The sequence below is a fragment of the Pseudorhizobium halotolerans genome (assembly GCF_902153235.2).
Taxonomy (GTDB): domain Bacteria; phylum Pseudomonadota; class Alphaproteobacteria; order Rhizobiales; family Rhizobiaceae; genus Neorhizobium; species Neorhizobium flavum.
In genome coordinates, this window is record NZ_CABFWE030000016.1 from 47,941 (window position 1) to 69,766 (window position 21,826).

Annotated in this window: 24 protein-coding genes; 10 read left to right on the top strand and 14 right to left on the bottom strand. The window is 62.0% G+C overall.

Annotation, left to right across the window (positions count from 1 at the left end):
- Positions 1 to 16 precede the first annotated feature (16 nt).
- Complete coding sequence (locus FN060_RS20405; RefSeq protein WP_142589800.1) at positions 17 to 955, bottom strand: NAD(P)/FAD-dependent oxidoreductase; 939 nt, start codon at positions 953 to 955, stop codon at positions 17 to 19.
- Between the two features lie 114 nt (positions 956 to 1,069).
- Positions 1,070 to 1,900 (bottom strand): universal stress protein, encoded by an 831-nt coding sequence (locus tag FN060_RS20410; RefSeq protein WP_142589801.1) that lies wholly within the window; start codon positions 1,898 to 1,900, stop codon positions 1,070 to 1,072.
- 159 nt (positions 1,901 to 2,059) lie between these two features.
- Between FN060_RS20410 and FN060_RS20415 the strand changes: the two genes are divergently transcribed.
- The 4 genes from FN060_RS20415 to FN060_RS20430 all read left to right on the top strand — a co-directional run bounded on the left by FN060_RS20415 (position 2,060) and on the right by FN060_RS20430 (position 7,829).
- Complete coding sequence (locus FN060_RS20415) at positions 2,060 to 4,732, top strand: cation-translocating P-type ATPase (protein WP_142589802.1); 2,673 nt, start codon at positions 2,060 to 2,062, stop codon at positions 4,730 to 4,732.
- A 134-nt stretch (positions 4,733 to 4,866) separates the two neighbouring features.
- Positions 4,867 to 6,045 carry an HPP family protein gene (locus FN060_RS20420; protein WP_142589803.1) on the top strand — a complete coding sequence of 393 codons (1,179 nt, stop codon included), beginning with the start codon at positions 4,867 to 4,869 and terminating at the stop codon, positions 6,043 to 6,045.
- A gap of 146 nt (positions 6,046 to 6,191) precedes the next feature.
- Complete coding sequence (locus tag FN060_RS20425) at positions 6,192 to 6,401, top strand: hypothetical protein (protein ID WP_142589804.1); 210 nt, start codon at positions 6,192 to 6,194, stop codon at positions 6,399 to 6,401.
- Between the two features lie 219 nt (positions 6,402 to 6,620).
- Positions 6,621 to 7,829 (top strand): DUF3422 domain-containing protein, encoded by a 1,209-nt coding sequence (locus FN060_RS20430; RefSeq protein ID WP_142589805.1) that lies wholly within the window; start codon positions 6,621 to 6,623, stop codon positions 7,827 to 7,829.
- A 42-nt stretch (positions 7,830 to 7,871) separates the two neighbouring features.
- Here FN060_RS20430 and FN060_RS20435 read toward each other — a convergent pair whose 3' ends face one another.
- The 9 genes from FN060_RS20435 to FN060_RS20475 all read right to left on the bottom strand — a co-directional run bounded on the left by FN060_RS20435 (position 7,872) and on the right by FN060_RS20475 (position 15,802).
- Positions 7,872 to 9,017 (bottom strand): c-type cytochrome, encoded by a 1,146-nt coding sequence (locus tag FN060_RS20435; protein WP_142589806.1) that lies wholly within the window; start codon positions 9,015 to 9,017, stop codon positions 7,872 to 7,874.
- Positions 9,001 to 10,263, bottom strand: coding sequence for a sulfite dehydrogenase (gene soxC, locus FN060_RS20440; RefSeq protein ID WP_142589807.1), 1,263 nt, complete (start codon positions 10,261 to 10,263; stop codon positions 9,001 to 9,003). Before soxC ends, FN060_RS20435 begins: the two co-directional genes overlap by 17 nt.
- An 86-nt stretch (positions 10,264 to 10,349) precedes the next feature.
- Positions 10,350 to 12,050 carry a thiosulfohydrolase SoxB gene (gene soxB, locus FN060_RS20445; protein WP_142589808.1) on the bottom strand — a complete coding sequence of 567 codons (1,701 nt, stop codon included), beginning with the start codon at positions 12,048 to 12,050 and terminating at the stop codon, positions 10,350 to 10,352.
- A gap of 67 nt (positions 12,051 to 12,117) precedes the next feature.
- Positions 12,118 to 12,972 (bottom strand): sulfur oxidation c-type cytochrome SoxA, encoded by an 855-nt coding sequence (gene soxA / locus FN060_RS20450; RefSeq protein WP_142589809.1) that lies wholly within the window; start codon positions 12,970 to 12,972, stop codon positions 12,118 to 12,120.
- Between the two features lie 75 nt (positions 12,973 to 13,047).
- The gene (soxZ, locus tag FN060_RS20455; protein ID WP_142589810.1) at positions 13,048 to 13,377 is read right to left on the bottom strand and encodes a thiosulfate oxidation carrier complex protein SoxZ; all 330 of its coding nucleotides are present in this window, start codon (positions 13,375 to 13,377) and stop codon (positions 13,048 to 13,050) included.
- Between the two features lie 26 nt (positions 13,378 to 13,403).
- Positions 13,404 to 13,853, bottom strand: coding sequence for a thiosulfate oxidation carrier protein SoxY (soxY, locus tag FN060_RS20460; RefSeq protein ID WP_077549547.1), 450 nt, complete (start codon positions 13,851 to 13,853; stop codon positions 13,404 to 13,406).
- 25 nt (positions 13,854 to 13,878) lie between these two features.
- The gene (gene soxX / locus FN060_RS20465; RefSeq protein ID WP_142589811.1) at positions 13,879 to 14,343 is read right to left on the bottom strand and encodes a sulfur oxidation c-type cytochrome SoxX; all 465 of its coding nucleotides are present in this window, start codon (positions 14,341 to 14,343) and stop codon (positions 13,879 to 13,881) included.
- A 122-nt stretch (positions 14,344 to 14,465) separates the two neighbouring features.
- Positions 14,466 to 15,056: a SoxW family protein gene (locus tag FN060_RS20470; RefSeq protein ID WP_077549549.1), complete on the bottom strand. Its 591-nt coding sequence runs from the start codon at positions 15,054 to 15,056 to the stop codon at positions 14,466 to 14,468.
- A gap of 11 nt (positions 15,057 to 15,067) precedes the next feature.
- Positions 15,068 to 15,802, bottom strand: a complete 735-nt coding sequence (locus FN060_RS20475; RefSeq protein WP_142589812.1) for a cytochrome c biogenesis CcdA family protein — start codon at positions 15,800 to 15,802, stop codon at positions 15,068 to 15,070.
- Positions 15,803 to 15,869: 67 nt separating this feature from the next.
- Between FN060_RS20475 and FN060_RS20480 the strand changes: the two genes are divergently transcribed.
- From FN060_RS20480 to FN060_RS20490, 3 genes are read left to right on the top strand one after another with little or no spacing between them, the layout of a single operon-like run.
- On the top strand, positions 15,870 to 16,244 hold the full coding sequence (locus tag FN060_RS20480; protein WP_183949956.1) for a thioredoxin domain-containing protein: 375 nt from the start codon (positions 15,870 to 15,872) through the stop codon (positions 16,242 to 16,244).
- A 53-nt stretch (positions 16,245 to 16,297) separates the two neighbouring features.
- Complete coding sequence (locus FN060_RS20485; RefSeq protein ID WP_142589813.1) at positions 16,298 to 16,654, top strand: ArsR/SmtB family transcription factor; 357 nt, start codon at positions 16,298 to 16,300, stop codon at positions 16,652 to 16,654.
- Positions 16,655 to 16,714: 60 nt separating this feature from the next.
- On the top strand, positions 16,715 to 17,806 hold the full coding sequence (locus tag FN060_RS20490; protein WP_142589814.1) for a YeeE/YedE family protein: 1,092 nt from the start codon (positions 16,715 to 16,717) through the stop codon (positions 17,804 to 17,806).
- Positions 17,807 to 17,813: 7 nt separating this feature from the next.
- Here the strand turns inward: FN060_RS20490 and FN060_RS20495 are convergent, their stop codons facing one another.
- Positions 17,814 to 18,749 carry an MBL fold metallo-hydrolase gene (locus tag FN060_RS20495; RefSeq protein ID WP_244665899.1) on the bottom strand — a complete coding sequence of 312 codons (936 nt, stop codon included), beginning with the start codon at positions 18,747 to 18,749 and terminating at the stop codon, positions 17,814 to 17,816.
- A gap of 95 nt (positions 18,750 to 18,844) precedes the next feature.
- On the opposite strand from FN060_RS20495, the gene FN060_RS20500 reads away from it, so the two are divergent.
- The 3 genes from FN060_RS20500 to FN060_RS20510 all read left to right on the top strand — a co-directional run bounded on the left by FN060_RS20500 (position 18,845) and on the right by FN060_RS20510 (position 20,444).
- Positions 18,845 to 19,303 (top strand): DUF302 domain-containing protein, encoded by a 459-nt coding sequence (locus FN060_RS20500; RefSeq protein WP_142589816.1) that lies wholly within the window; start codon positions 18,845 to 18,847, stop codon positions 19,301 to 19,303.
- A gap of 160 nt (positions 19,304 to 19,463) precedes the next feature.
- Positions 19,464 to 19,829, top strand: coding sequence for a hypothetical protein (locus tag FN060_RS20505; protein ID WP_142589817.1), 366 nt, complete (start codon positions 19,464 to 19,466; stop codon positions 19,827 to 19,829).
- Complete coding sequence (locus FN060_RS20510; RefSeq protein ID WP_142589818.1) at positions 19,830 to 20,444, top strand: DedA family protein; 615 nt, start codon at positions 19,830 to 19,832, stop codon at positions 20,442 to 20,444.
- A 79-nt stretch (positions 20,445 to 20,523) separates the two neighbouring features.
- Here the strand turns inward: FN060_RS20510 and FN060_RS20515 are convergent, their stop codons facing one another.
- The gene (locus FN060_RS20515; RefSeq protein ID WP_142589819.1) at positions 20,524 to 21,330 is read right to left on the bottom strand and encodes a DUF2243 domain-containing protein; all 807 of its coding nucleotides are present in this window, start codon (positions 21,328 to 21,330) and stop codon (positions 20,524 to 20,526) included.
- The gene (locus FN060_RS20520) at positions 21,327 to 21,779 is read right to left on the bottom strand and encodes a hypothetical protein (RefSeq protein WP_142589820.1); all 453 of its coding nucleotides are present in this window, start codon (positions 21,777 to 21,779) and stop codon (positions 21,327 to 21,329) included. Before FN060_RS20520 ends, FN060_RS20515 begins: the two co-directional genes overlap by 4 nt.
- Positions 21,780 to 21,826 lie beyond the last annotated feature (47 nt).

The window sequence follows — 21,826 nt, forward strand, 5'->3', positions numbered from 1 at the left end:
ACCCGTTCCTCCGGCATCAAACGCCCCGCAGCCGATTGTGGACGGCGACCGCGGCGATCTCGCCCTGCGCCATGGCCACTCCCAGCTGATTGAGCCCTGTCACCACGTCGCCGACCGCAAAACAGCCGTCAACCGCCGTCTCCTGATGGGCGCCGGTACCGATCCGTCCATCTTCCTCAAGGACGATCCCGAGGCCGGCCGCAAGGCGCGAGCGTGGACGCACCCCGAGAGCGGAGTAAAGAACCACCTGTTCAAGCCGCCTCCCGTCAGAAAATGTCAGCAAAGTCTCGCTCTCCCCCGCCCGCTCCACCGATGAAAGAGAGCCCGTGATGACTTGGATCCGCTCCTCGGCAAGGGATGCCTCCGTGTCGCCGTCCCATTCCGCAGTTTCGCCCAGCGTGGCGATGCAGACGGCATCGCTGAACGTCTGCAGGAAACGGGCTTCGGCCACTGCCCGCAGGCTATTGCCGATCACGCAGACCGGCCGGCCGGCGATCTCGAACCCGTCGCAGATCGGGCATATCCGCAGATAACCGCCGGCGATCATGTCTTCCGCGTCCGCAAAGGGCGGGAGGTTGTCCTTCAGCCCGGTTGCCAGGATGATGTTCTGCGCCATCAAGCCCGAACCGTTATCCAGGCGGGCTCGGAAGAAACCGTCCTCTGTCTTTTCGAGGCTTGACGCCGCGGCTTCGGCCACCGGGACCCGCAGCAGTGCCAATTGCTCGCGCATTCGCGCCAGAAGAGCCTCGCCTTTGATACCGCCGGGAAAACCTGGATGGTTGTAGGAACGCGGAATGAGCGAGGCACGGCTTGCTCCGCCATCGACGACGAGCGTCTTGCGGTTCATCCGGGCGAGATAGATTGCGGCCGTCATACCGCCGGGCCCACCACCGACGACCACGCAGTCAAATGGCGTCGTTGATACGTCCTGACGCACGGCACCCGCGCCTGTCATACCGCCTCCATACTGTTTCTCGCCTACCGGACCTTCAGGCCGCGACAACTCACCTGGGAGATCAGGGTTCCAGAAGCGGTTTGACAGGATGCTCTCGCGACGCGGGCCTGCCGGTCAACGGACCAGAAGCGTGGGGAGTTTGACACCCTTCATCATCGAACTGGTCACGCCGCCGAAGATCCGTTGCCTCCAGCGGGCATGGCCATAGGCGCCGAGAACCAGCATATCCGCCCATACTTCGAGCGCCCGCTGGTTCAGCACGTCTTCGACGGGCCGGCCGCCGCTTGGTATCTGGTCCACGGTCACATTCACCCCGTGCCGCGCCAGGAATGTCGCAAGTTCGGCGCCGGGCTCGCCGTCATGATCCGCATAGGGGCTCTCCGGATCGACGACGACCACATAAACCGCCTCGGCGGCCATCAGCATGTCCATCGATTCCCGAACCGCCCGTATCGCCTCGATCTTGTTGTTCCAACCCAGCATGATCCGTTTCGGGCGCAGGCTTGCCTGATCGCCCTCGGGCAGGAGCAGCACCGGCGACATGGCGTCGAACAGCCCACCGTTGACAGTGATGCCGATCAGAGAAGCATTTGCCATGACCCGGGGGCCTACCGTTATGAGGTCGGCATAAAAGGCGCGGCGGGTCAGTTCCTCGGTCAGGAACACAGGCTCGTCGTAGAAGCTGGCGAAGTTATAGGAGATCCCGCTGGCAGCGCAGGCCGCATCATGCGCCTCGGCAGCCGCCTTGAAGTCGTGCTGGTGATGATGCCGGCGATCCAGCCAATCCGTGTCCACTGGATAGTCGCTCAGTGTCGGCGACAGCGCGACCTGCAACGCCAGGACCGAAAGATGCGCCTCGCTCCCGGCGCAAAGCGAAATCGCCTGCTGAAGGCCAGCGGCAGTATCCTTGCCCCCGACAACGGCCAAGACGGTCTTGAACGGCATTCCAATCTCCTCTCGTAACAATCTCGAAGCCGTTCACCGGCATCGACAGTCTGCGGGGAGCTACCCCAGGCATGCTGATCCTTGCACAGGGAGCAGAACCGTTGTTGACATATATCAACCTCGGCTTGGTTATCTCGAATAGGCTGGCGGACAACCCCTATGTTTGACAATGACCGGAAAAGCCGAGTGAACGACCCGACCTCTGCCACGATGGGATTGACAGCGCTCGAAGCAGAGGAACGGCTGGCTCGCTTCGGCGCCAACCTCCTGCCCGAGCCGAAGATCCCTTCATTCCTGACGACTTTCCTGCTGCAGTTCCGCAGCCCGCTCATCTACATCCTGCTTGTCGCAGCCGCACTTGCCGCAGCCTTGGGAGACCTTGAGGACAGCTTCTTCATCGGGATCGTGCTCATCTTGAACGGCATCGTCGGCGGCTTCCAGGAGCATTCCGCCGGACGGGCCGCCGCGGCTCTGCGCAAGCTCGAGGAGGCAAGCGCCACGGTGCTGCGTGATCAGGTCGTGACGACCATCCCGGCCCGGCTCGTCGTGCCGGGCGATGTTGTCCTTTTGGAGGCCGGTGCGCGGGTACCTGCGGACGTCAGCGTCTTCCAGGCCAACGACCTTCAATGCGACGAGTCCCTGCTGACGGGTGAATCGGCTCCGGTCAAGAAGATCATCCCGCCCGACCAGGACGATGCCGTTCCCGCCTTTGCCGGCACCCTCGTCACGAGGGGGCGCGGGCGCGGCGTGGTTGTCGCCACGGGCATGTCGAGCGAGATCGGCAGGATCGCGGCGGAGCTTGGAAAGGAGTCTTCAGCCAAGCCTCCGCTGATGATCCGGCTCGCGAGGTTCTCCAACCTCATTGCCTGGCTCGTCGGTTTCGCCATGCTCTTCCTCATCGTGGTCGGCCTGATGCGGGGAATGGTCTGGGGCGACCTCTTCCTGATGGCGGTCGGCCTCGCCGTCAGCGCCATACCGGAAGGACTGCCGGTGGCCATTTCAGTCGCCTTGGCCATCAGCATGCGCCGCATGGCGAGGCAGAACGTGATCGTGCGCCGCATGCCCGCCGTTGAAGCGCTCGGCTCCTGCACGATGATCGCGACCGACAAGACCGGCACGCTGACCCTGAACGAACTGACGGTGACGGATATCGTGCTTCCGGACGGCAGCCGGTTCGAGTGCGAGACCGGGGCGGAACTCGATGCCTGCCGGATCCTCGGCGATGCAGGACACGACGTCTCGGCAAACCACCGTGTCTCCCGTCTTTTCAAGGCAGCATCAATGCCCAACGAAGGCGCATTGATCCGTGATGAGAGCGGCTGGGCTGGGGTCGGTGACACCGTCGACGTCGCCCTGCTGGCCGCCGCACGCAAGGCAGGCCTGGAGCATCAGGCACTGGCGGAGCACTATCCGCTTCTCACTCGTATCCCTTACGAGCCGGACCTGAAGTACGCCGCCTCCTTCCACCAGCGCGGCGATGTCGTGCGCGTCTTCGCCAAAGGTTCCCCGGAGACGCTGATCGGCATGGCGGACCGGATGGACATGGGTACGGAATTCGTGCCGATCGACCGGGAAGCCCTTCTGCGACAGAAGGAGGAGATGGCGGCCCGAGGCCTTCGCGTGTTGGCCTTTGCCGGCGGCGAGATTTCTTCAGGAGAGAGCATCTACCTTGGGGCCCACCACCTCGTCGATCTCGTCTTCCTCGGCATGGTCGGCATGCAGGATCCCGTTCGTCCCGAAGTGCCCCAGGCAGTTGCCGATTGCCGTTCGGCGGGCGTCGAAATTGCCATGGTCACGGGCGACGACCCGCAGACGGCCGCCACCATTGCACGGCACGCAGGACTCTCCTTCAACGAGGACCAGGTGGTTACTGGCCATGACGTCCAACTGGCCGAGGAGACTGGAGAAGCCGGCCTCGATGCACTGACTGGGCGCGCCCGCATCTATGCTCGCGTGGCGCCGGCACAGAAGCTTGCCATCGTTCGGTCGCTTGCCCGCAACGGGCACTTCGTCGCTGTCACCGGCGACGGCATCAATGATGCGCCGGCGCTGAAGCATGCGCATGTCGGCGTAGCCATGGGCCGGAAGGGGACGGACGTCGCAAAGGAGAGCGCCGATATCGTTATCACCGACGATAATTTCTCCTCCATCGTCAGAGGAATCCGCGAGGGCCGTGTCGCCTACAGCAACATCCGCAAGGTCATCCTGATGCTGGTGACGACCGGGATCGCGGAGGTCCTGCTGTTCCTGCTGGCGATTCCGCTCGGGCTGCCCATGCCGCTCCTGCCCGTCCAGTTGCTCTGGCTGAACCTGGTAACCAACGGTATCCAGGATGTGGCCCTGGCCGGCGAGAAGCGGGAGGGAGACGAACTCCAGCGCCCTCCGCGACGCCCCCGGGAGCCGATATTCGACGCCATCATGATCCGCCGCATTCTTGTCACCGTCGCGGTGATGGGCGTCGGGGGCTTTGGCCTGTTCTACTGGCTGCTCGCGCAAGGATACGAGGTTTCCCAGGCGCGCAACCTGCTACTCCTCCTCTTCGTGATGTTCGAGAATGTCCAGACCTTCACCAGCCGGTCCGAGCGCCGCTCGATCTTCTCGATCCCCTTCTTCGGCAACCCGCTCCTGCTGGTGACCGTCATCACCGCACAGGGCCTCCATATCGCTGCCATGTACATACCCTGGCTGCGCGACACCCTTGACCTCGCCCGGATCAGCCTGGCGGAATGGGCCCTGATGCTTCTTGGCGCAGCATCGATTATCGTGGTGACGGAACTGGACAAGTGGCGCCTGCGCCGCGCCGAGGCACGGCGAGGTTCAACATCCGAATGATATGTCGCGGCAAGGTGCCGGAACCTGCGCTGCCACGTATTTTCTAACGGGGAGGCCAAGTTTGGAGGAATTTGCCTCCTGCACCATCCGTCGGTCTGGTAGTCGTCTGCTCCCGCAGTCGAGTACCCGCCCCCATGTCTCTCCTCCGACGTCTCAACCCTTCGATCGTGCCGGTCAGTTCGGCGGAACGCATGCGAGCGTCCGTCGGTGCTTTGGTCGGCATCATGCTGACGGGTCTCCTGTCGCGGATAGCGCTCGGCGATAGCGACGCGCTCCCCCTGCTCATCGCGCCGATGGGTGCCTCTGCCGTGCTGCTTTTCGCGGCGCCGAGCAGCCCGCTGGCCCAGCCCTGGTCGATCCTTGGCGGCAATCTCGTCTCGGCCGTCATCGGCGTCACCTGCGCACTCGCCATTGCGGATCCGGTGATCGCCGCCGGAAGTGCGATCGCGCTCTCGATCGCGCTCATGCTGCTCCTCAACTGCCTGCATCCACCGAGCGGCGCCGTCGCGCTCACCGCCGTTGTCGGCGGCGCCTCGATCCACGAACTGGGCTTCTGGTTCGTCGTGTCGCCGGTCGGGTTGAACACGATCCTTCTGCTGGTCAGCGCCTATGCCTTCAACAATGTCACCGGGCGGCGCTATCCGCATGTCGCGCCGCCGGCCGCGCCAAACGTCCATGGCACTCGCGATCCCGCCCCCTCGCAGCGCATCGGTGTCGTTCCCGACGATCTTCGTGCGGTGCTGGAGCAGTATGACGAGGTCGTCAACATTAGCCTCGAGGATCTCGACGCTCTCCTTCACCAGGCGCAGATCCGCGCCTACGAGCGTCGCTCCGGCGAGATCACCTGCGCCGAGATCATGTCTCGCGACGTGCTGACCGTCTCGCCGGAAACCAGCCTGAAAGCTGCTTGGGAGGTGCTGGTCCGCGCGAAGATCAAGGCGCTCCCCGTAATCGCACCGGACCGCCAGCTTGTCGGCATCGTGACACAGACGGATTTCATGCGCATGTCCGTCCTCAACCAGACAGGCGGGCTGAAGCTCGCCACGCGCGCCGGCGGGCTAGTCCGCCGGCCAGGTGTGCCCCGAACCGTCTCCGACATCATGACGCGGCGCGTCCAGTCCGCTCTCCCCGAAACCATGATCGCCAAGCTTGTGCCCCCGATGGCGGACATGGGCCTGCACCACATGCCTGTTGTCGACCACGACAATCACGTGGTCGGCATCATCACCCAGTCCGATCTTATCGCGGCACTCTTCCAGAATGGTCGAGCAGGAATGGCAACGTTTGCGTCCGGCTACGCTGAAGCCGGGTGACTGCGCGTAGTATTTTCGGACCTCTGAATTTAACCAAGGTACGAAAATACTTCTGGGGGCGGCTTGAATGCAGCGCAACGTGAGTAGAGGATACAATACGCACAAAAACAACTACGTTGAATGCGTATCCATCCAGTGGGAGCGTCATGCAGGACCCGATAGCAGTGATGGCAAGGAGACTGGCAGGCGACGATACTGTGTGCAGCGAGGAGATCGCTGAGGCGCTCGACTATGTGGAGGAGCAGATTCGCTCTGCCCGGGATGGTCAGGGGCCACTGCCGATGGCTGCCTTCCGGACGAGATCGCTCCTTTCCGCCGCGCTGAGGCTACGGCAGGAAGCCGGAAACTCACTCTAGAGAAATGCGGCAGCGATCGATCTAGCCCCTCCGGGGATGCAGCCACGGACGGTGTTGTCTTTGGGGATGCTGGTCCTTTCAATCGTTTCGGAGCAACGGCTTTCGTTGGTCAGATCCGCCGGACGCAGCAGCGACTTGCTGTCGCAGACGATGCTGCGATCTGAGAGGGCGTGAAAATAGCTGCTAGAACAGTCGGATTGCGAAGCGAGGACCGGTTCAATGGCCAACGACTTCAATGCCGAACTGCATGCGCGTCCCTCCATCAAATTTCTTGGACCCGCGATTGTCGAGCACGTTGCACTCATGCCGGCCAAGTTCGTTGGGCAGCATAGTACGCAGGCGGTTGTCGGTGCGTCTGTTGCTGGCGACAGGCATGTTCGCAGCCAGATCGAGTATCATACAGAATTCATCACCATCACCGTGGTGACGCAACTGGACACCCAGCCGGTGGAATGGCCTGAAAGCCAGCTTTCGGTCGCGGACTTTCAGGAACTGGCGGCGACACCCGATGCTGAGCTTATCTGCCGGACGTCCATCCTGGTCGCCGGTCCGGCCCCGCCCGAGATCGCACCGGTCCTCTCGAAGCTCGGTTTCGGCGACACCGCCGTCTCCTCGGTCGGTCGAGGTTCTGCCCATGTCTGCTCCGACTTCCGTCTTCACGGCGACGGGTCGACCCGCGTCGTCCTCTTCAATCAGGACCTGAACGCCTCCCGTCTGGGGCGGATGGTGAGGAGAATCTACGAGATCGAGACCTACCGGGCCATGGCACTACTGGGCCTGCCTGAGGCGCGACGCCTCGCACCGCTTCTGGGAGATTATGATGCGAAACTGGTTGAACTGAGCAATCGCAATCTGGCGACGCCGAGGTCCGAGCATAAGAGATTGCTGGACGACATTACCGCCCTTTCAGCCGAGGTGATCTCGGCGACGGCAGAGACCCGCAACCGCTTCGGCGCAACAGCCGCCTACGCGGCAATCGTCGATGAACGGATCGCGGAGCTTCGCGAAGAACGCGTCGAGGGCTTCCAGCGCTTCGGCGTCTTTGTTGACCGGCGGTTCAAGCCTGCCGTGCGCACCTGCGCCGCGACAGCCGTGCGCCTCGATCAGCTGTCACGCGCGACCATGCATCTGATCGACCTGCTGCAGACGCGCATACAGGTCGAGATCGAATATCAGAACTCTCTGCAGATAAAGGCGATGGCGGAGCGGACCGCCACGCAGATCAGGATCCAACGGGCAGTCGAGGGATTCTCGATCATCGCCATCAGCTACTACCTCCTGAGCCTCCTGAAGGTGGTGATGGAGAGCATGAAGTATGCCGGCTACAACGTAAGCCCTCTGGTGATGCTGATATCCATACCTGTCGTGGTCGGCGCCGTGGCACTGACGATCCTGCGGGTAAGGCATGCCCTCACGTCCGGAAAATGAAGAAGGCCCAGGGGTCGCAGACGCGTCCTGGGCCTCAGCAGATCAATCGATACCGCCACCGGCTGGCTGGTCGTCTTCGCCGGCGTCCTCCGGAGTGACGTCGAGGATGGCAGCGTGCATGCTGATTTCTGCCTTGCCGGGACGGCAATTTTCCATGCACGGCTCTTTCTTCTCCGCATAGAACGGCTCTTCCCGGCGATCGTCGTCGATGAAATTGGGTTCATTCGGCAACTGAATCTCGGTGAAGTTCTCCTTGGACAGCTCGAATTCCTCGTCCGTCACGACATCGTTGAGGTAGAGCAGATAGGCGGTGAGCGCGTAGACGTCGTCGTCGGAAAGGGAGCGTGCGTTGCCGAATGGCATGGCCCGCCGCACATAGTCATAGACTGTGGATAGATAGGGCCAATACGAGCCGATCGTCTTTTCCGGACGTTCCGCCTGAAGCGTTCCCTGGCCACCGGCGAGAACCGGCCAACGTCCGACCGCCTCGCCGAAATCGCCATGGCAGGAGGCACAGTTCTCGTCATAGATTTCCATGCCATGGGCCACGGTTCCGCGACCCTCGGGCAGACCGAGGCCGTCCGGGCGCACGTCGACATCCCATGCAGCGACCTCTTCCGGCGTTGCCGCGCGGCCGAGGTTGAAGTGCTTACCCGCCCCGGGCTCCGTGCCCGCCGATGTCTCCGCAGTGTCGGAAGCATCCTGCGGGGCCGCGGAAGGCGTCGCTTCCGCCACATCCTCTGCCGCTTCTGCCTCGGGCTCCGTTACCGTCTCTGGTGGCGTGGCGGCTGACGCCTGCTTCTCCGAAAACGTCTCGAGATAGGCGATGACATTGCTCAGATCATCTTCGGACTTGAGGCCGGCAAAGGCCATCTTCGTCCCTTTGACGAGGCCGCGCGGATTGGCGAGATAGGCCTTGAGGTTGTCCTCATCCCAGACTAGTCCGCCCGCGCCGGCTTCGCTCATCGCCTTCGAGTACTTGTAGTCCTCGACCGCCCCGGCCTTGCGACCGATCACGTCATTGAGATGCGGGCCAACCCTGTTCTTTGCCCCCTCTCCCACCGCATGACAGGCCGCGCACTTGGCGAAGACCTTCTTGCCGGCTTCCGGATCGTCCGCCAATGCACTGGTCGCGCCTGCGAATGCGGCGAAGCCCAGAACCGCGATCGTCTTAAGAGATCTCGACATTTTCGATGCCTCCGTCCTTGTTGACGTACCACGTCTGGATGCCGTTGTTATGGTAGATGGAATTTGCTCCGCGGACCGATCGCAGCTCGTCCTTCGTCGGCTGAACAAATCCATCCTCGTCGATAGCACGCGACTGCAGAAACAGTTCAGAACCATCCCAGTCGAATTCGTAGTAGAAGCGGTGAAGCGCCTTCGGCAGGCTCGGCCCGTCAATCCGGGCGGTGTGCCAGTTGCGGCCGCCATCCGTCGTCACGTCGACGCGCTTGATGCGGCCATTCCCGGACCAGGCAAGCCCGCTGATCACCAGTGGCCCCTTGCCGTGCGTGATGGGCGCCTGGGGGCTGGGTGTTGTGATGACGGACTTCACATCCATCACGTAGGTAAAGCGGCGAGCCTTCCCATTGGGGAGAAGATCCGTGTACTTCGACGTCTCCTCGCGCTGATGCCACGGCTCGTCACCGATCTCCAGCCGGCGCAGCCACTTGACCCACATATTGCCTTCCCAACCGGGAACGACGAGGCGGATCGGGTAGCCCTGCTCGGGACGCAGAGCCTCACCGTTCATGCCGAAGGCAACCATGCAGTCCTCCATCGCCTTCTCCAGCGGGATGGAGCGCGTCATCGCGGAGGCGTCCGCACCCTCGGCGAGCAGCCACTTGCCCTCCGGCTTGACCCCGGCTTCCTCCAGGATCGTCCGCAGCGGCACGCCCGTATACATGACGCAATGGATCATGCCATGGGTGTACTGGCAGCCATTGAGCTGCGCGCCCCGCCATTCCATGCCGGAATTGGCAGCGCATTCCAGGAAGTAGAGCTTGTTTTCGCGCGGAAAACGCTTGAGGTCCGCCATAGTGAAGACGAGCGGCTTCTCGACCATGCCATTGATCATGAGGCGGTGCTGGGCCGGATCAATTTCTGCAATCCCGCCATGGTGTCGCTCGAAGCAGAGCCCGCTCGGCGTGACAATGCCGTCCAATTCATGCAGCGGCGTGAAGTTGACGGAGGAAACCGCATCCGACGTCAGCCAAGGGACGTTCTTGCGAACGACGTGTGCCTCGAACTGCGATGGCGAACCATAGGGACGGGCATCCACTCCCTCACCGAGGTAACGGTTCCAGTCCTGGATCTCGGTGATCAGTGGATCGCCGGCTGCGAAGGCGCCGCCTGCGCCCCCCGCGATCGCAGCGCCGCCTGCAAGCCCTGCTCGCAGGAAGGATCGGCGGGTGGGTTTGGTGTCAGACTTCATCAGTTCCTCCCGAACAGATGACACAGATAAACATTCAATTTTTCCTATATATCAGGGCGCGCTACTCCTGCCAATGCGGCATGAGCCTAGATTTTGCGGCTTTCCACCTTGACCGACCGATTTTCCTCGACCGTCACGACCGGATTGCGGGCAAGAAACTCCTCGACCACATCCCAGATTGCTGGCCCTTCAGTTGCCTCGTTGATGGATGCCCAGCCAGCCACGGTATATTCCTTCGACGCCTCGATCGGCTCGCCGGTCTTGAGCAGCGTCATTGCGGAAATGCGCGAACCCATCTCGCCTTCCGGATTGATCGCATAGCCCATGCCGCCGACACGGACCATGTCGCCACCCTGCTGATAGTAGGGATCCTTGTTGAACAGGTTGTCGGCCACGTCCTCCAGCACATCCTTCAGCGTCTGGCCGGTCATGGTGTTGCGGTAGGCGCTGGGATACGTCATCGAACATGCGTTATGCACATCCTCCACCGTGATCTTCTGGCCGGGCAGCACGGAGGTGCCCCAGCGGAAGCCCGGCGAAAGCGAAATGTCCGCTTCCCGGACATCAAGCAGAGCCTGGCAGATGAGATCGTCAAAGGTGCCGTTGAAATTGCCGCGGCGGTAAAGCAGGCTCTCCGTGGTGGCCAGCTCGCGCGACAGCTCGGCCTCATACGGCGCCCGAATGTCGGCAATGAGCTTCGCCATATCGGCGTCAGGCTTGATGACGTCGGAGAAGACCGGGATCAGCTTATGGCGATATCCCTTGAGAGCACCATCCTGCACGTCGAGGTCCAGGCGCGTCACGAACTTGCCGTGCGATCCCGACGCGATCAGCAGGGTCTTGCCAACGATGACCGGCTCAGGGATTGCGTCATGGGTGTGGCCCGTGAGGATGACATCGATCCCTTCGACACGCGAGGCAAGCGCGCGATCCACGTCGAAGCCGTTGTGGGAGAGCAGCACGACAATGTCGGCTCCCTCCTCGCGGGCCGCGGCCACGTTCTTCGCAACCTCTTCCTCGCGGATGCCGAACGACCAGTTGGGGAACATCCAACGCGGGTTCGCGATCGGCGTATAGGGAAAGGCCTGACCGATGACGGCAATCTTGGCGCCGCCCTTCTCGAACATCTTGTAGGCATCGAAGGCCGGCTCGTCCCATTCGGCGTCGAAGATGTTGCTGCCGAGGAAGGGGAACGGCAGGCCATCGACGATTTCCTGGACGCGCTCCGTACCGTAGGTGAACTCCCAGTGCCCCGTCATGGCGTCCGGCGAAAGGCTGTTCATGGCATCGACCATGTCCTGCCCCTTGGTCTGGAGCGACGTGTAGCTGCCCTGCCATGTGTCTCCGCCATCGAGGAGGAGTACGTCCTCGCCGCGCTCGGCGCGCACCTGCTTCACGATGGTGGCGATCCGATCAAGACCACCCATCTTGCCGTAGCTTCTCGCGAGCGACACGAAGTCTTCCGACGTGAAGGCATAGGCCTCGGGGGTGCCCGGCTCGATGCCGTAGAGCTTCAGGAAGTCCGCTCCCGAAACATGCGGCGGCAAGCCAGCGACGCTACCGACGCCAAGATTGACCGAAGGCTCCCGGAAGTAGACCGGCATAAGCTGGGCGTGGATGTCCGTAAGGTGCAGGATGGTGACATTGCCGAGGGGCTCGAAAGCCAACAGGTCCTGCTCCGACAGGGACTGTTGCGCCGCCACGCGCGACCACCGGCCGGCGAGGCCGGACCCGAGGATTGCCGACAGGGCGGCTGCACCCATGAGCATCTCTCGACGTGAAAACATCATGAACTCCTTAGCGGGTGCAGCTCATGCTGCACCCTTACAAAATCATCTATGTTTGTATCGGCGACTACTGGCGAACGGCCGGCGTCTCGACGGAGAGACCTGTCCCACGCCAGGTCACGTAAACCTCCAGAGCCATCAACTCATCGGAGAATGCCGCAGGCATTTCAGCACGGGTGTCACGGATGCAGCCGCGGAAGCGGTTGTGCAGGGAGACCATGCCGCCGGTATTGAAGCGATAGGTCGGGAAGCCGTTGTTCTGCCCCTGACTGAGATGGTCCGCCCGTATGTATTTGCCCATGCTCTGTTCGTGGCAGGAGGCACAGGAGAAGTCGAGCTGACCGGTGCGCGTGTAATAGAGCTCCTTGCCCTTGTCCCACCAGGATTGCATCTCGCCTTCCTTGAGGTCGATCGAGACGGGTGTGCCGAGCGACTGGTGCTTGATATAGGTCGTCAGCGCCACCTGCCCCTCGGCGTCGAACTTGTAAGGCTCCGCACCCATCTGTTCGGTTCGACAGTGATTTATCTGCAGCTCGAGGTTCTTCGGCTTGTTGGCAGCGGCATCCCATTTGGGAAAGTGCGCGCCCACGTCCTTCATCGTTTCCGACGCGTCGTTATGGCAGGAGGCGCAGGATTTCCCTGCGGCGCCTTCCACCGTGTTCCAGATTTCCTCGCCCCGCTCGACCGACAACATGCCAGGATTGGCGAAGGAATCGGCTTCCGTCGCCCGCGTCTCAGCTTCCCGGAACAGCCAGCCCGACAGCACTTCGTCGAAGGGATGCCCCTCGGGTGCCTTGGCGCGCGTGATGATCGGCGTGCCGTCGATCTCCAGGCTGTCGTCGACCGGGTCGGCATAAGCGACCACTGCCAAGCTCGAAATCGATGACATTCCGGCCAGCACCAGGACAGAAATTTTCCTCATCGTTACCCCTCCCAAGATAACACCGCCCTCAGGCGAACCGGATTGCGAAGCCCGCCGGATTCCGGCGGGCATGTCTCAGTTGACGGTGATCTCGTGCTCGTCCGTGTAGACAGAGCCGTCGTCATCGGTCCAGGTGAACTTGAACGTGCCGCTTTCGCTCACCTTGGCGGTGAATTCGAAATAGGGGTTCGCCGAAATTGCCGGGTCGATGTCGCACGAGAAGACCGGTGCGCCATTGAACTCGCAGGCGAACTTGTTGATGATCTTGCGCGGGATGACGTTGCCGTCCTTGTCCTTCCGCTGACCGGATTCCATTTCGTGGCTGATCAGGGTCTTCAGCGAGATCACCTCGCCTGCCTTGGCTTCCTTCGGCACCTTGATCCGCGGCTTTGGTTTTGCTGCCATCTCAAATTACTCCCTTGTCGATTCCGTCAGCCGCCGCAGCCGCCGATGGTGACCTTGACTTCCTTCTTGTCCATGAAGACCGAGCCGTCTGCCATCTTGGCGACGGCGATCACGTTCTGCGTCTTCGCAAGGCGCATGCGAGTGGTGGCTGCCGCAGTTCCGCTCATCGCGGTGAAATGGAAGGTCGCAACGTCTGGGTTGGGATTGCCGTCTGCAACGAGCAGGACCGATTCCACCAGATCACCGTCGGTCATCGCGCTTTCCACCTCGACCGACACCGGCACCGTATTGCCGTTCTCCGCAATCTCCGGGGCGGTAAGGGTGATCTTGCCGGTCTCCGGCTTCTTGCCGCCGGTAAACTCCATGATGAACTTGTCCGTCGCCTCGACATCGGCGAGGGCAATGCGCGTGCCCGCTACCGACATCAGCGCAAAGCCGGCTGAAACGCCGAGCATCTGACGCCTGCTGATACTCATAATTCTTCTCCTCTTTCCGGAAATCTCACTCGGGTTCCTTCAGCGTACCGAGATACGCGACCACGTCTTCGACCTGCTGCGCCGTCAAGATGGTCTTACCCTCCAGATCCTTGCGGGGGTTGATCCCGTAGTCGAGGCTGTAGAAGGCCGGCATGACGGTTTGTTCTGTGAATATGTGTTTGGCATTCACCACGATCGCCCGCAGTTCCTCGGCCGACCACCGATCAGCCACACCGTCGAGGGATGGCCCGACATTGCCATGGAATTGCTCGCTCTCGAGCGGCGTCACCGCATGACAGGCAAGACAGTTGCCGAGGCCTCGATTGGCGAGCACCTTGGCGCCTTCCTCCGGGTTGCCCGGCACGCCCGTCAGCGACTGACCGATGCTCGTGTCCTCGAATTTCACATCAGTGGGCGCGATGTCGGACGCTATCGCGACCTGCGAGCCGAGAACACCGGCCATGACGGCACAGACGAAGAAGCGATGCATGTGTCGAGTCCTCCCAAACTCGTCGAACCTGAACGGCGGCTCGAGTCTTGACCGAAACGATAGCTTCATGCCCTGCAGCTATCAATAGATAAATATGATTTCTTGAATGTTTCTGTCGGCAGCTATTCCTCCGCACCCAGCCTGCCCGCTGCCCGCAATTCCTGGATGATGCGCGCGTGATAGGTCTGGAAGTGCTCGTCCCCCTCATAGCCCTTCTCGCGAACCCACCGGAACATGTTGAGGAACGTCCATTTCCCGAAGGCGCCCGGCATGGTCGCAACGGCGGCCTCGCTGACAGGAACATCGCCGGTCACTTCCTCGGGGAAAAAGACGATGGTCGGCGTGAAGACATAGCCCCACTTCCGCGCAGCACTTTTCTCGGTCAGCGTCTCTCCGTCGAGATCCGTCACCTCCTCGTCGCCGAACATGTTGTACTGGACCACCATGAAGTTCGCCTTGATGTAGTCACGAACCTCCGGGTCGGAGAGGATCTTCTCGTGCATCTCCCGGCAGTAGATGCAGCCGCGCTGTTCGAAGACGATCGCGAGGCGTTTTCCCGCGGCCTTCGCGTCCGCGACATCTTCCTTGATGTCGCGGAACGTCATCGAGAACCAGTCCTCTTTATGAAGACCATCTTCGCCCACAGTCACTGCACGGGCAGGCAGGCTCGCCACCATGACCGCTAGCAGGGTCAGGCCTAGAAACTTCAACATCTTCTCTCCTCCTATCCGATGGACTGGAAGACCGGGAAGGTCTCCAGCAGCCAGAATGCTATCGCCGACATCTGCCCTGTGACGAACAGGATGCCGGTCATGATCAGGAACACGCCGAGCGCAATCTCCACCTTGCGCATGTGCCTCCGGAACCGTGCCGCCCAGTCCAGAAAGCGGCTGGCGAAGACGGCCGATGCAATGAAGGGAAGGCCGATCCCCAGCGAGTAGGCCGCGAGTAACAGGCTGCCCTTTGCCGCCGTCCCCTCCCCGCCTGCGACGAAGAGAATGGCGGCAAGAACCGGGCCCACACAGGGGGTCCAGCCGAAGGCGAAGGCCAGGCCCATGACGAAGGCGCCGGCAAATCCGGCAGGCTTGGACGCCACCTGGACGCGCGCTTCCCTGTAGAGCAGGCCGATCTGGAAGACCTTCAGGAAGTGCAGGCCCATCAGGATGATGAGGACGCCCGCGATGACGGACAACACATCGAAATACTGCGCGATCGTCTTGCCGATGACGCTGGCAGTCGCACCAAGCGCGACGAAGACCGTTGAAAAGCCAAGCACGAAGAACACCGCCGACAGCACGATCTGGCGACGTTCGGCTGCACCCGGATTGCTGTCCTTGAGGCGATCGAAGCTCACGCCGGCAAGCCATGCGAGGTAGGGCGGCACGATGGGCAGGACGCAAGGCGACACAAAGGAGAGAAGCCCCGCCAGGAACGCCCCCCACAGACCGACGTCAAGCATGCAATTCCTCCCGAACACGCCGCACTATTGACTGTCCTATGTATTCAGAAATTGCTATGTATTGCAAATGACGCTTTCGATCCTTCACCGCACAATTCTCCTGCTGGCACTTCTTTCGGCTCTTGCACTGCCGGTGCGAGCGGATGCCCAGACGCAGCTGATCATGCTGGAGCAGCCGGGCTGCCCCTGGTGCGCAAAGTTCAACGCCGAGATCGCGCCGGCCTGGCCGCGCACTGCAGAAGGCGCGCGCGCACCGCTTCGCCGGGTCGACATCACGCAGCCGTGGCCGGAGGACCTTCCGAAACTTGAACCGGAGCGGTTCACGCCAACCTTCATCCTCATCGATGACGGCAAGGAACTGGGGCGCTTGCGGGGATATCCCGGCGACGAGTTCTTCTGGTTTCAGATCGGTGAACTCATTGACAGGCTTCCCAAAGACTAGCTATCCACGAAAGCTAGCCGCGCCACCGGAGACGTGACCCCAGGAGCATTCGCATGAGCCTCCCCAAGTTCAGCACGCTGCAGACGCAGGAGGAGCGAGGAAAGCTCTTTGCCCAGGCGCGCAAGGCCAGCGAACTGCTGAAGGCGCTATCGCACGAAGACCGACTGGTCATTCTCTGCCTTTTGACTGAGGGGGAAAGGTCCGTCTCGGAGCTTGAAGAGATTATGGGCATGACCCAGGCCGCCGTCTCCCAGCAGCTGGCACGCCTGCGATTCGATCGACTGGTGAATACGCGCCGGGATGGCCGCGTGATATACTATTCGCTCGCCAGCACGGAAGTCGCCCCGGTTATCGGCACCCTATACGACCTGTTCTGCGCACCTGTCAGGAATAGCGAAAGCGAAGCCTGACGGCCTCGACAGAGCGGCAATTGCCGAGAAAGGCAGATCTCGGTCTGCAGGAGGAGTTCGATGGAGGAAATCGCCTCATCAGCCTGGTTCTTGCCTCTGGCTGGCCTGCTCGCCGGCACCCTCCTTGGTTACGTCGCCAGGAGCCAGCGCTTCTGCACGATGTCCGCACTCGAGCGATACTGGTATGTCGGCGACGGAACCGGCCTGCGCACCTGGATCCTGGCAGCCACATCGGCGCTGCTGTTCAGCCAGACGCTCCAGCTATTTCAACTCGCCGCCATCAACGAGAGCTTCTATGTCCATTCGAGCTTTGCCTGGACCGGCGCCATCCTCGGAGGGTTGATGTTCGGGATGGGCATGGCTCTCGTCGGCACTTGCGGCTTCGGTGCGCTCGTGAGGCTCGGCGGTGGAAGCCTGAGATCCCTCATCGTCCTTCTCGTGCTGGCCGTGACTGCCCTTTCAGCCCAGAAGGGACTGATTGCACAGGGGCGGGTCTACATCATCGACAATCTCGCCATCGATTTCGGCTTTGCCGGCGGCCAGTCGCTGGGTCTGATCGCCAGCTATTTCGCGGGAGTTGATCTCAGCATCCTCGTCACACTCCTGGTGGCGGCACCTCTTCTCTTCTGGATCTTCTCCGATGGCACCTATCGACGTCGGCCAAGATCAATCGCAGCCGGTGTCGTTATCGGCGCCATCATCAGCTTCGGCTGGGTCGCCACGACCCTCGCCTCGGAGCAATCCTTCGAGATCGTCCAGATCGAGGCTGCCTCTTTCGTTGTTCCGGTTGCCGACACCCTGATGCAGTTGGTGGCGTTTACCGGCACCGTCCCCGACTACGGCGTCGGTCTCGTCGTCGGCGTGGTGCTCGGCTCCACCATTCATGCGTTGGCGCATCACACCGTGCGCTGGGAAGCCTGTGACGATGCCCGCGAACTGGGCAGGCATCTGTCAGGCGCAGCCTTGATGGGCATAGGAGGCGTGTTTGCGATGGGCTGCACCATCGGTCAAGGCGTCACGGCCGTGTCGGCGCTGGCACTGTCAGCGCCGCTGGTCTTCATCTCGATCGCATTCGGAGCCCGGATCGGACTAGCCTACCTGATCGAAGGCTCCGGCCTGGCCGCCTTCCGCTCCAACGCCGCCGGAGCCTGACGCCCGCCTATGCAAGCGGCACAAAGGCGTAGGCTCCATCCTTCGCCTCGACGGCACCTGCGCCGGAATGGTCGAAGTGATACCCGATCAGGTGCAGCTTGTCGGCGACGAGCCGGTCAAGCAGGCGGCGGCGCGTCTCCACTCCCTTGTCGGGGTCCTGATCGCTGCCGGTTCGCCATTCCGGATGCTGGAAGGAGATGGTGGCGTGGCTCAGCGCATCGCCGCCGATCAGCGTACCCGCTCCCTGGCCATGCACCAGGAACGAGAGATGACCCGGCGTGTGACCGGACGTGTCGATCGCCTCCACTCCGGCCAACACCTCCTGCCCCGGCTTGATCATCTCCACCTTGTCCTCGATCGCGGCGAAGCGGTTCTGCGCCCCGATCACGAAGGTCTGGCGGTCCGCTGGGACGCTGTCCAGCGTATCCTTGGACGACCAATAGGCCCATTCCGCCTCACCGATCTGGTATCGCGCTTCGGGAAAGACGAGCTCGTCGAAGTCGTCCGTCACCCCCCAGAGGTGATCGGGGTGGGCGTGCGTGAACAGCACGTCCGTGACCTCGGCCGGATCGATGTCCGCAGCAGCCAGGTTTTCGAGAAGCTTCCCCGCTGTCGGCATGAAGTTCGCTCCCGACCCGACGTCGAAGATGGCGAGCCGGTCGCCCTGGCGCAGCAGGGTGACGTTGCAGGGCGGCTGCAATGCGTCCGTGGGCAGGTCGTTTGCTTTCAGGAAGGCCTCGAGCTCCTCCTTCGGGACGTCCGGGTAGAGAAAGTTCATCGGCAACGAAAGCGCCCCGTCGCTGATGACGATCAACTCGCCGTTGCCCACCTGCTGCCGCGTGACCGCAAGACTGCGGAACGGCATGAGCGTGGAACCTGCGGCCAAGGCAGTGGCCATGAGAAAGTGGCGTCTGCCGAGAGCGCTTAATCTGTTCGGGGTCACTTCATATTCCTCCACCATTAATACATATATATTTTTGCATATTTCATTCCATTGAGCTAGAGTGTCCTCAGCGGTCTCGCGAGCGGGAGGAACTCATGACCAGGTGGATGTACGCATGTCTTGTTGCCGGGTTGGCGCTGTCGCCGATGGGAGCCAGTGCGCAGGATTCCCCTTTGACGATCCGCGAGACGGACGCGGCGTTTGAAGACGTCGTGGCTGACCTGCAGGATGCAATCGTCAATCGAGGCTATGTGGTGGACTACCATGGCCGGATCGGCGATATGCTGGCGCGGACAGCTGATGATGTCGGTGCCGCAAAAGCACTTTATCGCAATGCCGAGTTCATGCAGTTCTGCTCGGCAACGGTCTCTCGCAAGGCGATGGAAGCTGATCTGGAGAATATCGGCTTCTGCCCCTATGTCCTCTTTGCCTACGAAGCCGAGACGGCTCCGGGAACGGTACGCGTCGGCTTCCGCCGCTTGCCCGCCGGTGACGGCCGCGACGAGGTGAATACTCTTCTTGAAGAGATCGTGGACGAAACGACCGGCGATTAAGCATGCGCTCGATGACCGGGAAAACGACCGGCGATCGACAGCCTCGGTCGCCCAGGCTATCACTCATTCCAACGGAATAAGGCGGTGGTAGGCTCGGCTCCTTCACGCTGGGCGGGAGCGAGGCCTTGTGGCATCGCGTGGAGTATCTCGTGGGGGCAGCTTGAGATCGAACCTCAGCCGTCGACGGCTTCTTGTCCTGGGCGGAGCATTCCTGCTGGCGCTCTCAGCAGCGATATTTTTCGGGGTTCGGCTTCTCATCCACACCCTGTACTGGGCATCCCATCGCGACGAACCCATCGAGGAGTGGATGTGGGTGGGGTATGTCGCGCGCTCCCATCAGGTCGCCCCCGCCGCGCTCCTCGGCGCGCTAGGTCTTCCGACCGATATACGGGATCGCCGTCCGCTGGGAGAGATTGCACGGGAGCAGAACAAGCGGTTCGCAGATATCCGCACACTGCTGGAAGCGGCGATCGCCGAGGAAAAGCGGAAGGCCGCGGAAGCCCCTGCCTTGGGACAGGAGCCGTAGGTGCCGGAACAGCTCATCGCCATCGTCCAGGACTATGGCGCGCTAGGCCTTGCCGCGATCCTGATGGCGAGCTGCGTGGGTCTGCCCATTCCCAGCTCGCTCGTGATGATGGCGCTCGGATCCTTCATCCAGCATGGAGACATGGACATCCTCCCCTACTTCCTCATCGGCTTCGGTGGAGCGGTCGCCGGAGACCAGGCCGGCTACATGATCGGCAGGCTTGGTTCCGGTTTTCTCGAGCAAAGGAGCGGCGGACCGGACTGGCTGGCCACATCGCTTGCCAGAGCCGCGGCCTTCCAGAGTCGCTGGAGCGATCTCGGCATCTTTCTCAGTCGTTGGCTGCTCAGTCCGCTCGGTCCCTGGGTCAACCTCTATTCCGGCCTCACCCGCTACTCGTGGGTCAGGTTCTCCTTTCTCGTGATCGCAGGGGAGTTCGTCTGGGTTTCCGTCTATCTTGGTGCCGGGATGCTCTTCAGCAGCAGCGTTGCAGCGATGGAAAATATCCTCGGATCCCTGACGTGGTTCCTGGTTACGGGGACCGTCGCCATAGGACTCGGCTGGAAGCTTGTGACTACGCTTCGGTCGAAGTCGAATCCCGACAAGGTACGGAGCTAGCGCTATCGCCGGTCCCGTTTGCAGGAGCTAATGGACCGTCTCGTCGGTTCTCGTGGAAACTCGCGCCTCATCGACGGCCTTAGAGCTGAGTCCAGTCGAGACATCCTGCGGGCAGGATCGAATTGCTGATCAGGAGGGCTCCATGGTCGTAGAACCGGTTCGCATCCCCTCCACCGGAAATGTCGACAGCCCAGACCGTCTCGGACGCGTGGGACCAAAGGAGGCGTCCGCCGCTCGCCTCAAGTCCCTCGATGGCCTGTGCCGGAGTGGTGCCGGGACCGAACACGACCATCACGGTCCCGTCGTCTGGGGCAGGCAGCGCTGCGAGGGCGCCTGCGATGAGGACCGCTAAGGCCAGTCCGGCCGGTCCCTTCGGCACCCGGCGCCCGCCGCCTCCATTACCGTTCCGGCGCAAGTAGGCGCCAAGGGCCAAGGGGACGAGGCCGAAGACGACGAACCAGAGGAGGTCCCAGAACAGCTGGTTTTCGACGTCCATCCGGATCCGGTGAATTCCCAGTATCCAGTGGGAAAGGACACTGTCGAGGATGTGCCAGGCGCCGAAACCGATCATCGCGTTCGCGAACAGAAGCCTGTCTGCACCGCTGGCAGCGAAGGCAGCGCGAGAACGCCACAGCAGCCAGAACCCCGCCGCGGCGATGGCATACATGAGAGCGTGGAAAAGACCATCTGTCAGGATCAGAAGGCGGATGTCCTGACGCGCCTCCTCCAGGCCGCTCAGGAGATGATGCCATTGCAGGATCTGATGCAGCAGTATCCCGTCGAAGAATCCACCTAGCCCGAAGCCCAGCGCGTATCCGGCCCAGATCAGCGTTGCGGGCAAGCCACCGCGACCAGCCTCTTCCGGACCGACGGACGCCGCTGTCATGGGCTACCTCGTCTCAGGCCCACGGCACGCAGGACAGCATCGAACCTGTTGCCATCCTTTGCCTCGAAGTCGCCCCTCAGCGCCTTCAGCGCATAACGTTCCTGATTGATCTCCTCTGCTGTTCGGAAGCCAAGCCTGCGGAGGATTGGCAGCGGTGGGCACCAGCCCTGGACGGCGTGCTGGAAGAGAAACCCCGTGACAATGGCAGGCAAGGCCAGCCATCGACGGTCCACCGTGGCCGCCAGGACCGTCCCCGTGAAGGCCAGGGTGGAAGCAATTGCCTCCAGCGTTCGTTCGACATCCCACTCCCTGTCGAGCTCCGCCAGCCGCGCTTCGATCTGGTCGGGATGAGCCTCGTAATAGGCGAGCCTCTCTTCCATCTGCCAACGCAGGCGTCGATTGATTTCGTCTGATGTCTGGGCGCTCACCCGGTTCGCTGTCGTGGCCATGGTCATTCTCCTCTGCCCGGGAACTATAGGAGGAGCACAAAGTTCCG

Coding starts and splice junctions, on each gene's coding strand:
- FN060_RS20405 (WP_142589800.1), bottom strand. CDS start 955: ATGACAGGCGCGGGTGCCGTGCGTCAGGACGTATCAACGACGCCATTT.
- FN060_RS20410 (WP_142589801.1), bottom strand. CDS start 1,900: ATGCCGTTCAAGACCGTCTTGGCCGTTGTCGGGGGCAAGGATACTGCC.
- FN060_RS20415 (WP_142589802.1), top strand. CDS start 2,060: ATGTTTGACAATGACCGGAAAAGCCGAGTGAACGACCCGACCTCTGCC.
- FN060_RS20420 (WP_142589803.1), top strand. CDS start 4,867: ATGTCTCTCCTCCGACGTCTCAACCCTTCGATCGTGCCGGTCAGTTCG.
- FN060_RS20425 (WP_142589804.1), top strand. CDS start 6,192: ATGCAGGACCCGATAGCAGTGATGGCAAGGAGACTGGCAGGCGACGAT.
- FN060_RS20430 (WP_142589805.1), top strand. CDS start 6,621: ATGGCCAACGACTTCAATGCCGAACTGCATGCGCGTCCCTCCATCAAA.
- FN060_RS20435 (WP_142589806.1), bottom strand. CDS start 9,017: ATGTCGAGATCTCTTAAGACGATCGCGGTTCTGGGCTTCGCCGCATTC.
- soxC (WP_142589807.1), bottom strand. CDS start 10,263: ATGAAGTCTGACACCAAACCCACCCGCCGATCCTTCCTGCGAGCAGGG.
- soxB (WP_142589808.1), bottom strand. CDS start 12,050: ATGTTTTCACGTCGAGAGATGCTCATGGGTGCAGCCGCCCTGTCGGCA.
- soxA (WP_142589809.1), bottom strand. CDS start 12,972: ATGAGGAAAATTTCTGTCCTGGTGCTGGCCGGAATGTCATCGATTTCG.
- soxZ (WP_142589810.1), bottom strand. CDS start 13,377: ATGGCAGCAAAACCAAAGCCGCGGATCAAGGTGCCGAAGGAAGCCAAG.
- soxY (WP_077549547.1), bottom strand. CDS start 13,853: ATGAGTATCAGCAGGCGTCAGATGCTCGGCGTTTCAGCCGGCTTTGCG.
- soxX (WP_142589811.1), bottom strand. CDS start 14,343: ATGCATCGCTTCTTCGTCTGTGCCGTCATGGCCGGTGTTCTCGGCTCG.
- FN060_RS20470 (WP_077549549.1), bottom strand. CDS start 15,056: ATGTTGAAGTTTCTAGGCCTGACCCTGCTAGCGGTCATGGTGGCGAGC.
- FN060_RS20475 (WP_142589812.1), bottom strand. CDS start 15,802: ATGCTTGACGTCGGTCTGTGGGGGGCGTTCCTGGCGGGGCTTCTCTCC.
- FN060_RS20480 (WP_183949956.1), top strand. CDS start 15,870: ATGACGCTTTCGATCCTTCACCGCACAATTCTCCTGCTGGCACTTCTT.
- FN060_RS20485 (WP_142589813.1), top strand. CDS start 16,298: ATGAGCCTCCCCAAGTTCAGCACGCTGCAGACGCAGGAGGAGCGAGGA.
- FN060_RS20490 (WP_142589814.1), top strand. CDS start 16,715: ATGGAGGAAATCGCCTCATCAGCCTGGTTCTTGCCTCTGGCTGGCCTG.
- FN060_RS20500 (WP_142589816.1), top strand. CDS start 18,845: ATGACCAGGTGGATGTACGCATGTCTTGTTGCCGGGTTGGCGCTGTCG.
- FN060_RS20515 (WP_142589819.1), bottom strand. CDS start 21,330: ATGACAGCGGCGTCCGTCGGTCCGGAAGAGGCTGGTCGCGGTGGCTTG.
- FN060_RS20520 (WP_142589820.1), bottom strand. CDS start 21,779: ATGGCCACGACAGCGAACCGGGTGAGCGCCCAGACATCAGACGAAATC.